Here is a 12,438-nt window from a genome sequence, read left to right on the forward strand (position 1 = left end):
AAATATAAAAGAAGGCATGTTGATCTTATGATTCTTTTCCTTACACTGAAAGTATGATTCTGTTTGTTATTGCGTCTTTGAGAGGTTTTAAAGTATGGTACAGAGTTCAAGCGTATTACGTGAGCCAAGTATGGATGAAATTTTGACATCTATTCGTGAAATAATCGAAGAAAATGCAGTTCAACCTAATCACCTTTTAAATGAAGATGTTGCAGCCAATGCGTCTGCAGATCGTTTGCCGGTAGCACCGGAAGATGTTTATGATACGACTTTATCGGTTGATGATGCAATGAAAGCTTTGGCCGATCGTATTGGTCTTTCTTCTGAAAATCAGGATTTTTCTTTAACGCAGGAGAAAGAGAATAGGGTAGAAGGAAATAATACGGTTGGTGTGGATATGCAAAAGATAAAGCTTTCTTCTGAAGAACAGCGTTCTGTTCATAAAACAAAAGAATATAGTGATGAGGCTGGTGTATCACACTTGGAAAACGTGGTTGCTGGTCATGTGGAGTTGTCCGAATATTGTATTTCTTCTGCGGAGAAGATTGCAAAGGATGTCTTGCGCCCAGCTATAGCAGAATGGTTACAGTCTAAATTGCCTGTTTTGCTTGAGAATATTCTACATGAAGAGATTGTTAAGGCAATTAAAAAGTCGTCTTAACGCTTCGTTATTTTTTCATTTTATTTTATAAGGATTTTGTTTGCAGTTTTGCAAGCTTAATATGAGTAGGTGAGGATTGCAAAGGATATGATCGGATTTTAGATCATATGTTGCATTTTTCAGCGGCGTTATGGATGGGTGGAATGCTAGAAAAAAACTGTGATGCTGCTTCCATAGAGCAACGGGTTGCAAAGAGGTGGGAGGCTCGTGGTGCTTTTAAAGCAGGGGCGGGTTCAAAAAGTGATGCAGAATCTTTTTGCGTTATGCTTCCGCCCCCCAATGTTACGGGTTCACTTCATATGGGGCACGCACTCAATACGACAATTCAAGATATTGTAGTTAGATTTCAACGTATGCGTGGTAAGAATGTGTTATGGCAGCCTGGCATGGATCATGCGGGGATTGCTACGCAGATGGTTGTCGAGCGTCAACTTGCCGAGCGTCAAGAGCCTACACGTCAAGAAATGGGTAGAGAAAAATTTGTTGAGTGTATTTGGGAATGGCGTCACAAAACTGGGGGTGTTATTGCAAACCAGCTGCGTCGCCTTGGTGTTTCGTGTGATTGGTCGCGTGAGCGATTTACAATGGATGAAGGTTTGTCTCAAGCGGTTCGTGAAGTTTTTGTCACACTTTATAAACAAGGGTTGATATATAGGGATAAGCGTTTGGTTAATTGGGATCCTAAATTGTTAACGGCTATTTCGGATCTTGAAGTTGAGCAAAAAGAAGTCAAAGGCCATTTGTGGCACTTTAGATATCCACTTGAAGGTAAAGTTTTTAATCCAAATGATGCTACAACTTTTATAACAGTGGCGACAACACGGCCAGAAACAATGCTTGGTGATACGGGAATTGCGGTTAATCCTGAAGATGAACGTTATAAAAATCTTATAGGTCAAAATGCTATTTTGCCGCTTGTTGGTCGTAGGTTATTGATTGTTGGTGATGCTTATGCAGATCCTGATGAAGGAAGTGGTGCTGTAAAAATTACACCAGCACATGATTTTAATGATTTTGAAGTAGGGCAACGCAACAATCTACGTTTGATCAATATTTTTACAAAAAAAGCGGAGATTTTTCTACGTGAGAATGAAGCATTTTTTGATGGTTTAATCTTATCAGGTGAATTAGAAATATTGGTAAAAAATCTCGATCAATCTGATCGTTTTGTTGCACGCGATAAGATAGTTTTTTTGATGGAAGAGGGAGGATATTTAGCAGCTGTGGATGATCATCCACACACTGTTCCTCATGGAGATCGCAGTGGAGTACCTATTGAACCATTCTTGACAGATCAATGGTATGTTCACGCTGCAGAATTAGCTAAGCCAGCGATAGAAGCTGTTCATCAAGGAAAAACACAATTTGTTCCCGATAGTTGGAAGAAAACTTATTTCAATTGGATGCAAAATATTCAACCTTGGTGTATTTCGCGCCAATTATGGTGGGGGCATCAGATACCGGCTTGGTATGGTCCTGATGGTACGGTTTTTGTTGAAAAAAGTGAAGAAGAAGCTTTAGATTCAGCTCTCTCTCATTATGGTGAAATGGTTGAATTAACCCGTGATCAAGATGTTTTAGACACGTGGTTTTCATCAGCTCTTTGGCCTTTTTCAACGCTAGGTTGGCCCAATAAAACGACTGAATTAGCTACCTTTTATCCAACATCTCTATCGGTTACGGGGTTTGATATTATCTTTTTCTGGGTTGCGCGTATGATGATGATGGGGCTTCATTTTATGGGTGAGGTTCCTTTCCCAACGGTTTATGTGCACGCTCTCGTTCGAGATCAGAAGGGGGCAAAAATGTCAAAGTCGAAGGGGAATATTATTGATCCATTAGAGCTCATTGATCAATATAGTGCAGATGCATTGCGTTTTACTTTGGCTATTATGGCGGCACAGGGGCGTGATGTAAAACTTGATCCTTCCCGTGTTGCAGGTTATCGTAATTTTGCTACAAAATTATGGAATGCTACCCGATTTGCACAGATGAACGGTGTTAAGCATAACCCGACTTTTAGGCCAGAAAAAGTAAAACTTGCGCTTAATCGTTGGATTTTAACAGAGTTATCTAAAACTATATCTCTAGTGACTACTGGTATTGAAAATTATAAGTTTAACGAGTCTGCTAGTACTCTTTATCGCTTCATTTGGAACATACTCTGTGATTGGTATTTGGAGCTTCTCAAACCTGTTTTTCAAGGTTCAAATGAGGATGCTAAAAGTGAAGCTCAAGCTTGTACTGCTTGGGTTTTAGATGAGGTTTATAAACTTCTTCATCCTTTTATGCCTCATATAACGGAGGAGTTGTGGTCTCTTACAGAAACGCCAAACATGAAACGTGAGGATATGCTCGCATTGATACAATGGCCAGAGGGAGAGTTTGTAGATGAAGAGGCTGCTGCCGATATTAATTGGCTTATTGATGTTGTTTGTGAGATTCGGTCTGTTCGTTTTGAAATGAATATTCCAGCAGGGGCACTCGCACCCCTTGTTATTGTAGAGGCAGGGGATTTAACGCGAGAGCGTGTGCAGCGTTATGATACTCTTCTTAAAAAGTTAGCGCGTATTGAGATAATACATTTTTCTGATAAAGTTCCAGCTGTTTCAGCACAAATGATTTTTGGAGAGGCAATTTTTTGTTTACCATTGGGGCAATTGATTGATCTGGAAGCTGAACGTGCTCGTTTGATAAAAGACATGAGTAAAATTGAGCAAGATATTGAAAAAATATCAGTTAAATTAAACAATCAAAAGTTTATAGAAAATGCAAGATCGGAAATTATTGAGGTTGAACGTAACAGAATCGTAGAATTGCGTGCTAGGCAAAAGAAAATATCTATTGCTTTAGCGAGATTGGTGTAATAGGGCTTTCTATTCCAAAACTTCTTTTTACTATATGCACCTTCCTATTGGATAGGATAATAAGAATATTAAAATAATCAAGAGCTATAACTCAAAAGAGATCTGATATAAAATACAGAATGATGCTGTGTGATTAAAAATCAGTTAGTTATCTATAAAAGTCAAAGTTTTTTTGTTAGATATTTGGAGAGATTTTCTTTTGTTTGTTTTTCTGCTAGAATATGAGGCATTCGCAGTAATTTGTTTATCTTACTAAGAAGGGTTCAAATCCATACAAAGAATTTGTGATAGATGTAATGATTAAAACGAAGATGAGGGGAGAAGGTTTGGATGGGAAACGGGCTTAAAATATGGAGAAAGGTCTCGATTATTGTTACTTTAGGAGGAGTTCTTTTACTTTCTTGTGTACTAGATGCAAATAGTGAGCAGAAAGCTATTGGTAATTCGTTTTATTTTTTGAAACGTGGTATGTCTGCTTATAAAAATGGGCAAATAAATCAGGCAATTTCAGCGTTACGTTGTGCAGCTGATATGGGAAGTATCGGTGCGTATTGGAAGCTTGGTTATATCTATGCAGAGGGTGATGGTGTCCCTGAAGATGATTATAAGGCGTACAATTTTTTTGCGTATATTGTTGAAAAAGGTGCTGCTCTTGGTTCAGAGGATGAAAGCTATATTTCTGATGCATTGGTCAAACTTGCAGGTTATATAAAAAAAGGTATCCCTCACTCACCGGTGAAACCTAATCCTTCTTATGCTGTTCGTCTTTATATGCAGGCTGCGGTGAATTATGGAAATCCTAAAGCTCAGTACCATTTAGGAAAAATGTTTTTAAAGGGAGAGGGAAGAGAAAAAAACCTTGTACAGGCGGCACGATGGTTCCAGCTTTCTGCAAGAAAAGGAAATCCTCCTGCTCAAGCGATGCTTGGGAATATGCTGCTTCAGGCAGGAAAAGTTGTTCGCGGCACAGCATTGCTAACTGTAGCTTATGAAAAGGCGAGTATAAAAGATCGAGATTGGATTCGTCCTATGCAAGAGCACGCTTTTGCCATTTGTGATGAATTTGAAAAGCGTATAGCAATGTCGCTGGTTGGTGACATTTTAAAAAGCAACAATTTTTGAACATTTTATTGCAATATTTAGCGACCTCTCCGACACTAAATCCTTATCTCTTATGTTTGGTCTTACAACAGATGTGGTTGATAGTTAATGGCTAAGGATTTTAGATAAAAAATCCTGCGTACGAGGCGTTCTGGCTTGTGGATCAGAAAAAAACTCTTTAGAAGAGCAGTCTTCGAGGATTTTTCCTTGATCCATGAAAATAACACGTTCAGAAACTTTTTGCGCAAATCCCATTTCATGCGTTACACAAATCATCGTCATACCCTCTTCAGCTAAGCTAATCATAACATCGAGTACTTCACCTACCATTTCAGGATCTAGAGCAGATGTCGGTTCATCAAAAAGCATTACGAGTGGATCCATAGTTAAGGCGCGAGCAATAGCAACACGTTGTTGTTGACCTCCAGAAAGTTGACCAGGGTATTTATTTTTATGTTCAATGAGTCCAACGCGTTCAAGATATAATAAACCGCGTTCAAGTGCTTCTTTTTTGGTGCGCTTTAGGACTTTGATTTGTGCAATTGTCAAATTTTCTGTGACAGATAAATGTGGGAAAAGCTCGAAGTGCTGAAATACCATTCCTACATGGCTGCGCAATTTAGGCAAATTTGTTTTTTTTGAATGAACTGGTGTTCCGTTAATCCAAATTTCTCCTTTTTGAAAAGGGACAAGGGCGTTAATAGTTTTAATAAAGGTTGATTTTCCTGATCCTGATGGACCACAAACCACAACAACTTCCCCTTTATTAATATTGGCTGTACAGTTTTTAAGAACATTAATTTCGCCATACCAATTGGAAACATTTTTTATTTCGATCATATGATTAGACATTTTTTTTCCTGTTAGCGAATAATGGATATTTTTTTCTGTAGATACAAAACTATTTGCGATAGTGTAAAACAGATAACAAAATAAAAAATGGCTGCCAAGACATAAGCTTCTTGTTTTACACCAAAATTGTTAGCAACAATATCAAAACCATTCAAAAGACTATTCCCACTAATTGCATAAACAAGCGTTGTGTCCTGAAAGAGGATGATAACTTGTGTTAAAAAGATTGGAAGCATATCTCTAAAAGCTTGAGGTAGAATTACAACATACATATTTTGCAAATATGTCATTCCAAGAGCTTGCCCTGCCTGTTTTTGTCCTTGCGAAATGGAATTTATGCCGGCACGCATAATCTCGGCAAAATAAGCGGTTTCAAATGCGGTAAAGGTAATGAGTGCTGATTTATTTGCACCGATTGATGTTCCAGTTAGCAAAGGTAAAAGCACGAAAAACCATAAGATAACCATAACAAGCGGTATTGAACGCATGGCAGTTATATAAATTACTGCAAGCCAAGAGAGTAGTTTTATAGAAGAAAGCCGCATCATTGCTAAGAGTGTACCGAAAATAAGTCCAAATACAGTGGCAAAAAGGGTGAGAAAAATGCTAAAGAGCAAACCTGATAAAATGTAAGAACAAAATACATCAAAAGTAAAAAATGAAAAATCAAAATCTGAAAAATTGAAAGGAGTAGAAAATCCAAACTGAGAGGTTATAAAATTTATCATATTTAGTGTTCCTCTGTTTGAAAATTAGGAACTTTGAGCATTTGCTCAATTATTGTCATAATAATAAATACGAATAAGGCTATAAAGATATAAAGAATCGTAACTATGAGATAGTTTTCATAAACGTGACTTACTTCTTCGATTGTTTGGTATTGGAATTGCATCAGTTCATTTATTGAAACGGCGAATGCTATAGATGAATTTTTCACGATACCCATTGCTTCTGAAGTAAGTGGTGGCATGATTGTACGCATAGCACGCGGTAATATGATATAACGATAAATTTGGTAGGTCGTAAATCCCATTGCCATAGCTGCGTGGCGCTGCCCAGAAGGAATCGCTTCAATGCCTGAGCGGACCTGTTCTGCTATGCGGGCGGATGTAAAGAACCCCAAGGCACATGTTATTAAGAGAATGGGTGAAAAGTTCATCGCTGGTGGATAAATTTTAGGCACAACAAAATACCATAAAAATACTTGTACAAGCAAAGGAATGTTACGCATGATCTCCACCCATATACTTCCAATAGCACGTAATACGCAGCGGATCATGGAAGTATTCGGTAGAGTGCGCATTGTCCCTATAATGACACCCAAAAGCACCGCTAAGATTAGTGAAGAGATCGATAATATAACTGTATTCTTTAAGCCATCAAGCAGTGTATCTAAGTAGGTATGACTTACACCAGGAGTTCCAAGACATCCAGCTACGAGTGTTTGGTCAAGATCATCTGTACAAAGGAAAGAAAAGTCCATAAATTTTAATATTTCCTAAATTTAGTCATCTGCAAAACAAAATAATAAATCAGCAATATTTTTACATATGCTGAATTTATTAAGAAATAAACTAAAACATAACCACACTCAATTTTCTAAACAATGTGGTTATTCTTTTTTAAACTCTACAAATTATTCTCTGTATAATCTTCCCGAGGTTTATTATTTGGATGTTCCCAAGCATATTTTGTTGAATTTGACAAGGGAAGGTTGACAATAGTGCTTGCAGGCGGGGTTGGTTTCATAAACCATTTGCCATAGAGCTTTTCAAGTGATTCGTCTTTGATTTGACGCAAGATGCTATCGTTGATTGCTTGTTCGAAGTTTTTGTCATTTAATCTGAGCATACAGGCGATAGGTTCGACTGAAAGTACAGTATCAAGAATGATATAATCAGATGGATTTTTTGATTTAGCAATATGTCCAGCAAGAATTGAGGCATCCATGACAAAAGCGTCTGCCTTACCAGATTCTAATAATAAAAAACTATCTCCGTGATCTCTTCCCTTTAAAACTTTAAACTGAATGTTTTTTGCACGTTTATTTTTGCGGATCAGTTGAACAGATGTTGTACCGGTAGTGGTTGCGACTTTTTTCCCATTTAAATCATCAAGAGATTTAATGTTAGAATTTTTCTTTACGGCAATTCGAACTTCTTCGACATAAGTAGTATAAGCAAAAGCGGCTTCTTTACTACGGGCAACATTATTTGTTGTTGAGCCACATTCAAAATCATAGGTACTATTTTTCAAGAGAGGAATTCTATTTTGTGATGTGATAGGGAGATAATGAATTTTGATTGGCTTACCAATTTTTTTTGAAATATCGTCAATAATACGCTCTGCCATTTCTGTGTGGAAACCGACATATTTGTCATTGCCGAGGGCATAGGCTAGACCTGATGATTCACGTACACCCAGCGTAATCTCTCCTGTTTTTTTTATTTTTTCAAGGGTATCATTTCCAGCATGTGCGACACTTGTGAGCCCAATGGCAGTTGCTGCAATAAACATTAACAGTGATTTTCTCATTGATGTCCTCCATTCATTTAAAATTCTTAGTAATTGATTTTATTGTTTAAGGTATATTGTTTGCATGGTGTAACACATTTATTATTTTAGATGGGATATTTTTTATCACAATAAAATCGGGTGTTGTACTCTAATTAACTGAGATTAAGGTGGATCCAAACGGGGACATGGTCTGATGGTTTTTGATATCCCCTTACTTCTTTTTGGCTATAAGCGCAAATAAGTTGATCAATAGCTTCTGGTGATAAGAGCAAATGATCAATACGAATCCCGTTATTTTTGAGCCATGCAGAGGCTTGAAAATCCCAGAAACTGAATGAGGAGGTATCTGTTACATTACGAATAGCATCATAAAAACCTAAATGAACAATGCGTTGGAATGCTTGTCTTGTTTGTGGAGTAAATAAAGCGTCATTACTCCATTCTTGAGGATTTTTTGCGTCCAATGGAGTAGGAATGACGTTATAATCACCAGCTAGGATAAGGGGTTCTTCATAAGCAAGCAATTTTTTTGCATGTGCATACAATCTTTCCATCCATTCCATTTTATAAGGGTATTTTTCACTTTTTATAGGGTTTCCATTTGGCAGATAGAGAGATGCAATACGAACAACGCCTTTATTTGTTGAATAAACGGCTTCAATGTAACGTGTTTGTTCATCATTATCATTGCCAGGTAATCGACGGATCACTTCATCAGGTGTTTTTTTAGAAAGAATCGCAACACCATTAAAACTTTTTTGTCCGTGCGTTTCTATGTGATAACCTAGTCTTTCAACTGCATCGCGTGGAAAATTCTCATCGGTACTTTTAATTTCTTGTAAACAGACGATATCCGGCTGATTGTGTTGTAGCCATTGATATAATGTTTCATGTCGTGCTTTTATTCCGGCAATATTCCACGTTACTATTTTCATTATGCTTGTCTTAAATTGTGTGCAATTTATTAAATTGCTACGTTAAAATGTTTCATAAATAAATACCTTTGATATCTTTATGATATGTTATGTCTCTTTAAAATTATTGTATAGAAGATATTACTATGGTAATGTAGTTTATCAAGAACTCTTGTAGAAATTCGATTAAAGCATTGAAAGTTGATTATTTTTCATTTTTAAAAAACTTTCTGATGTTTAGTCCTTGACGAATGTATGTGTTCTCGCTATTAAGGGTTCTACGGACATGTAAGAGTGATACCTGTTTTTGTATTCAGAGGATTATTCAAGCAGGTTTATTTTAAAAGTTAAAAGCAAATGTCAGTGCAAAAGGCCATTGCCTTCTCTGCTTATGATCGGGTGAGCTGTTTATAGCCGGCATGCCCGATTTTGTGTGTAAGTTTAGTATTTACTTCGAGTTCTGTCGGAGTATTAAAAATAGAATAAAGCCCAAGTGGGCAAGACGAACGTAGATCAAATAAAGAGGAAGGTTACATGCCTACCGTAAACCAGTTGATTCGCAAGCCGCGTGTAGCGCCAGTTAAGCGCAATAAGGTCCCTGCTCTTCAGTCGAATCCACAGAAGCGTGGGGTTTGTACTCGTGTCTATACAACGACACCGAAGAAGCCAAATTCTGCACTTCGTAAAGTTGCTAAGGTCCGTTTGACAAATGGATTTGAGGTGATTGGTTATATTCCTGGAGAGGGGCATAATCTTCAAGAGCACTCTGTTGTTATGATTCGGGGTGGTCGTGTAAAAGATTTGCCAGGGGTTCGTTATCACATTATTCGTGGTTTGCTTGATACTCAGGGTGTCAAGAATCGTAAACAGCGTCGTTCTAAGTATGGCGCAAAGCGTCCAAAATAATATTGAGAGACAAAGCCAATGTCCCGTCGCCATAGAGCAGAGAAGCGTGAAATTAATCCAGATCCTAAATTTGGTGATTTGGTTGTTACAAAATTTATGAATGCCATTATGTTTGATGGTAAAAAGTCAGTTGCTGAGCGTATTGTCTATGGTGCGCTTGAAGCTGTGGAAAAGAAAATTAAGGCAGATCCAGTGGTCCTGTTTCATCAAGCGTTGGAAAATGTTGCTCCTCATGTTGAGGTCCGTTCGCGTCGTGTTGGTGGTGCTACTTATCAAGTTCCGATTGATGTTCGTCCTGATAGACGTCAGGCTCTTGCTATACGTTGGTTGATTTCGGCGGCACGTGGACGAAATGAGACGACAATGATTGATCGTCTTTCTGGTGAGTTGATGGATGCGGCAAATAATCGTGGTTCTGCGGTCAAGAAGCGTGAGGATGTTCATCGTATGGCTGAGGCTAATCGTGCATTCTCTCACTATCGTTGGTAGACGTGTTAAAAATTTAAGGCAAGTGCAATGGCTCGCGAATATAAAATTGAAGATTATCGTAATTTTGGTATTATGGCGCATATTGATGCTGGTAAGACCACTATGACTGAGCGTATTTTATTTTATACCGGCAAAAATCATAAAATCGGTGAAACCCACGATGGCGCTTCTACAATGGATTGGATGGAGCAGGAGCAGGAGCGCGGTATTACGATTACGTCTGCTGCAACGACAACGTTTTGGGAAGGGCGTGATGGTCGGAAGCGGCGCTTCAATATCATTGATACGCCAGGGCACGTTGATTTTACGATTGAAGTTGAGCGCTCTTTACGTGTTCTTGATGGTGCAATAGCGTTGTTGGATGCAAATGCTGGTGTGGAGCCTCAGACAGAAACTGTTTGGAGGCAGGCTGAGAAATATCGTGTGCCACGCATGGTCTTCGTTAATAAAATGGATAAAATAGGTGCTGATTTTTATCGTAGTGTAGAAATGGTTGGTTCGCGGTTGGGGGCTAAGGCGCTTGTTTTACAATTGCCAATTGGTGCTGAAAATGATTTCGAGGGTGTCGTTGATCTTGTCGAGATGAAGGCGTTGAAGTGGGATGGTTCTATCGGTTCGTCTGCTGTAGTGGGGGATATACCTTCTGATTTGAAGGAGGCGGCGGAGGAATATCGCGAAAAGCTGATTGAGATGGCGGTTGAAGTTGATGAGGCTGCGACCGAGGCTTATTTGGAAGGTGTTATGCCAACCAATGAACAGCTCGTTGCTCTTATTCGTAAAGGGACAATAGAGGTTCAGTTCCATCCGGTTCTTTGCGGTACGGCTTTTAAGAATAAAGGTGTTCAGCCGCTTTTGGATGCTGTTGTGTCTTATCTTCCTTCTCCGATTGATGTCCCTGCAATTAATGGTGTTGATGTGAAGACCGAGTCTGAAGCAACACGTGAATCTTCAGATGATGCTCCGCTTTCTATGCTTGCTTTTAAAATTATGAATGATCCTTTTGTTGGATCATTAACTTTTTGTCGTATTTATTCTGGTAAGGTTCAAAAAGGTGTTTCCCTCGAAAATACTGTTAAGAGAAAAAGAGAGCGCTTGGGACGTATGCTTCAAATGCATTCAAATTCTCGTGAGGACATTGAGGAGGCGTTTGCTGGTGATATTGTTGCTCTCGCGGGGCTGAAAGAGACGACAACCGGTGATACTCTTTGTGATCCTTTAAAGCCTATTATTTTGGAGCGGATGGATTTCCCAGAGCCTGTTATTGAAATTGCAATTGAGCCAAAAACGAAAGCAGATCAAGAAAAAATGGGTATAGCGCTTAATCGTTTGGCTGCTGAGGATCCTTCATTCCGTGTAAAGTCTGATGAGGAATCAGGGCAAACTATTATAGCTGGAATGGGTGAGCTGCATCTTGATATTATTGTTGATCGTATGAGGCGTGAGTTTAAGGTTGAGGCAAATATTGGGCAGCCCCAGGTTGCTTATCGTGAATCGATTACCAAAACGGCAGAAATTGATTATACACATAAGAAACAATCTGGTGGTGCAGGACAGTTTGCTCGTGTAAAAATTGTTTTTGAACCTCATGATGGTGATGATTTTATTTTTGAGTCAAAAGTTGTTGGGGGTGCTGTTCCCAAAGAATATATTCCTGGTGTTCAAAAAGGAATTGAGAGCGTTATGGGGTCTGGACCTCTTGCAGGCTTCCCTATGCTTGGTGTAAAAGCTACTTTAATTGATGGAGGTTATCACGACGTTGATTCTTCTGTTTTAGCTTTTGAAATTGCAGCTCGTGCAGCTTTTCGTGATGGGGCAAAGAAGGCTGGTGCGCAGCTTCTTGAGCCGATCATGAAGGTAGAAGTTGTAACTCCGGAAGATTATGTTGGTGATGTTATTGGTGATTTGAATTCTCGTCGTGGTCAGATTTCGGGAACTGAAGCGCGTGGTATTGCTACAGTTGTGAATGCGATGGTTCCTTTGGCAAATATGTTTGGTTATGTGAATACTCTTCGTTCGATGAGTCAGGGACGTGCACAGTATACAATGCAGTTTGATCATTACGAGCCTGTCCCTTCGGCTGTTGCTTTGGAGATTCAAAAGAAATACGCGTGATTTTTGGTTGTGTAATTAA

General features: G+C 38.8%; 11 protein-coding genes. 6 read left to right on the forward strand and 5 right to left on the reverse strand.

Translation table 11 applies throughout. The annotated features are described in order from the left end of the window. The first annotated feature begins 94 nt into the window (after positions 1-94). From MCO_RS03005 to MCO_RS03015, 3 genes are all read left to right on the forward strand, one after another. The gene (locus MCO_RS03005) at positions 95-661 is read left to right on the forward strand and encodes a DUF2497 domain-containing protein (protein ID WP_007552529.1); all 567 of its coding nucleotides are present in this window, start codon (positions 95-97) and stop codon (positions 659-661) included. A 143-nt stretch (positions 662-804) separates the two neighbouring features. After that, the gene (locus tag MCO_RS03010) at positions 805-3,528 is read left to right on the forward strand and encodes a valine--tRNA ligase (RefSeq protein ID WP_040298765.1); all 2,724 of its coding nucleotides are present in this window, start codon (positions 805-807) and stop codon (positions 3,526-3,528) included. A gap of 330 nt (positions 3,529-3,858) precedes the next feature. Further along, complete coding sequence (locus MCO_RS03015) at positions 3,859-4,650, forward strand: tetratricopeptide repeat protein (protein ID WP_007552531.1); 792 nt, start codon at positions 3,859-3,861, stop codon at positions 4,648-4,650. Between the two features lie 84 nt (positions 4,651-4,734). On the opposite strand, the gene MCO_RS03020 is transcribed toward MCO_RS03015, so the two are convergent. The 5 genes from MCO_RS03020 to xth all read right to left on the reverse strand — a co-directional run bounded on the left by MCO_RS03020 (position 4,735) and on the right by xth (position 8,933). Further along, on the reverse strand, positions 4,735-5,481 hold the full coding sequence (locus MCO_RS03020; RefSeq protein WP_007552533.1) for an amino acid ABC transporter ATP-binding protein: 747 nt from the start codon (positions 5,479-5,481) through the stop codon (positions 4,735-4,737). 11 nt (positions 5,482-5,492) lie between these two features. Next, positions 5,493-6,209: an amino acid ABC transporter permease gene (locus tag MCO_RS03025; RefSeq protein ID WP_007552534.1), complete on the reverse strand. Its 717-nt coding sequence runs from the start codon at positions 6,207-6,209 to the stop codon at positions 5,493-5,495. Positions 6,210-6,211: 2 nt separating this feature from the next. Next, on the reverse strand, positions 6,212-6,964 hold the full coding sequence (locus MCO_RS03030; RefSeq protein WP_007552535.1) for an amino acid ABC transporter permease: 753 nt from the start codon (positions 6,962-6,964) through the stop codon (positions 6,212-6,214). A 146-nt stretch (positions 6,965-7,110) separates the two neighbouring features. Then, entirely contained in the window at positions 7,111-8,016 is a 906-nt protein-coding gene (locus MCO_RS03035; protein ID WP_007552536.1) for a transporter substrate-binding domain-containing protein, read from the reverse strand. A gap of 134 nt (positions 8,017-8,150) precedes the next feature. After that, on the reverse strand, positions 8,151-8,933 hold the full coding sequence (gene xth / locus MCO_RS03040) for an exodeoxyribonuclease III (protein ID WP_007552537.1): 783 nt from the start codon (positions 8,931-8,933) through the stop codon (positions 8,151-8,153). 513 nt (positions 8,934-9,446) lie between these two features. Between xth and rpsL the strand changes: the two genes are divergently transcribed. The 3 genes from rpsL to fusA are packed head-to-tail and all read left to right on the forward strand — an operon-like array spanning position 9,447 to position 12,419. Further along, complete coding sequence (rpsL, locus tag MCO_RS03045) at positions 9,447-9,818, forward strand: 30S ribosomal protein S12 (protein WP_004859227.1); 372 nt, start codon at positions 9,447-9,449, stop codon at positions 9,816-9,818. Between the two features lie 18 nt (positions 9,819-9,836). Continuing rightward, the gene (rpsG, locus tag MCO_RS03050; RefSeq protein WP_007552539.1) at positions 9,837-10,307 is read left to right on the forward strand and encodes a 30S ribosomal protein S7; all 471 of its coding nucleotides are present in this window, start codon (positions 9,837-9,839) and stop codon (positions 10,305-10,307) included. 27 nt (positions 10,308-10,334) lie between these two features. Next, positions 10,335-12,419 carry an elongation factor G gene (gene fusA / locus MCO_RS03055; RefSeq protein ID WP_007552540.1) on the forward strand — a complete coding sequence of 695 codons (2,085 nt, stop codon included), beginning with the start codon at positions 10,335-10,337 and terminating at the stop codon, positions 12,417-12,419. The last annotated feature ends 19 nt before the right edge of the window (positions 12,420-12,438 follow it).

It is taken from the genome of Bartonella sp. DB5-6 (genome assembly GCF_000278115.1).
Lineage (GTDB): Bacteria > Pseudomonadota > Alphaproteobacteria > Rhizobiales > Rhizobiaceae > Bartonella > Bartonella refiksaydamii.

Bases quoted from the DNA above. Each gene is read 5' to 3' on its own strand.
- MCO_RS03010 (WP_040298765.1), top strand. From the start codon at position 805: ATGCTAGAAAAAAACTGTGATGCTGCTTCCATAGAGCAACGGGTTGCA.
- xth (WP_007552537.1), bottom strand. From the start codon at position 8,933: ATGAAAATAGTAACGTGGAATATTGCCGGAATAAAAGCACGACATGAA.
- MCO_RS03005 (WP_007552529.1), top strand. From the start codon at position 95: ATGGTACAGAGTTCAAGCGTATTACGTGAGCCAAGTATGGATGAAATT.
- MCO_RS03020 (WP_007552533.1), bottom strand. From the start codon at position 5,481: ATGTCTAATCATATGATCGAAATAAAAAATGTTTCCAATTGGTATGGC.
- MCO_RS03015 (WP_007552531.1), top strand. From the start codon at position 3,859: ATGGGAAACGGGCTTAAAATATGGAGAAAGGTCTCGATTATTGTTACT.
- fusA (WP_007552540.1), top strand. From the start codon at position 10,335: ATGGCTCGCGAATATAAAATTGAAGATTATCGTAATTTTGGTATTATG.
- rpsG (WP_007552539.1), top strand. From the start codon at position 9,837: ATGTCCCGTCGCCATAGAGCAGAGAAGCGTGAAATTAATCCAGATCCT.
- MCO_RS03025 (WP_007552534.1), bottom strand. From the start codon at position 6,209: ATGATAAATTTTATAACCTCTCAGTTTGGATTTTCTACTCCTTTCAAT.
- rpsL (WP_004859227.1), top strand. From the start codon at position 9,447: ATGCCTACCGTAAACCAGTTGATTCGCAAGCCGCGTGTAGCGCCAGTT.
- MCO_RS03030 (WP_007552535.1), bottom strand. From the start codon at position 6,964: ATGGACTTTTCTTTCCTTTGTACAGATGATCTTGACCAAACACTCGTA.
- MCO_RS03035 (WP_007552536.1), bottom strand. From the start codon at position 8,016: ATGAGAAAATCACTGTTAATGTTTATTGCAGCAACTGCCATTGGGCTC.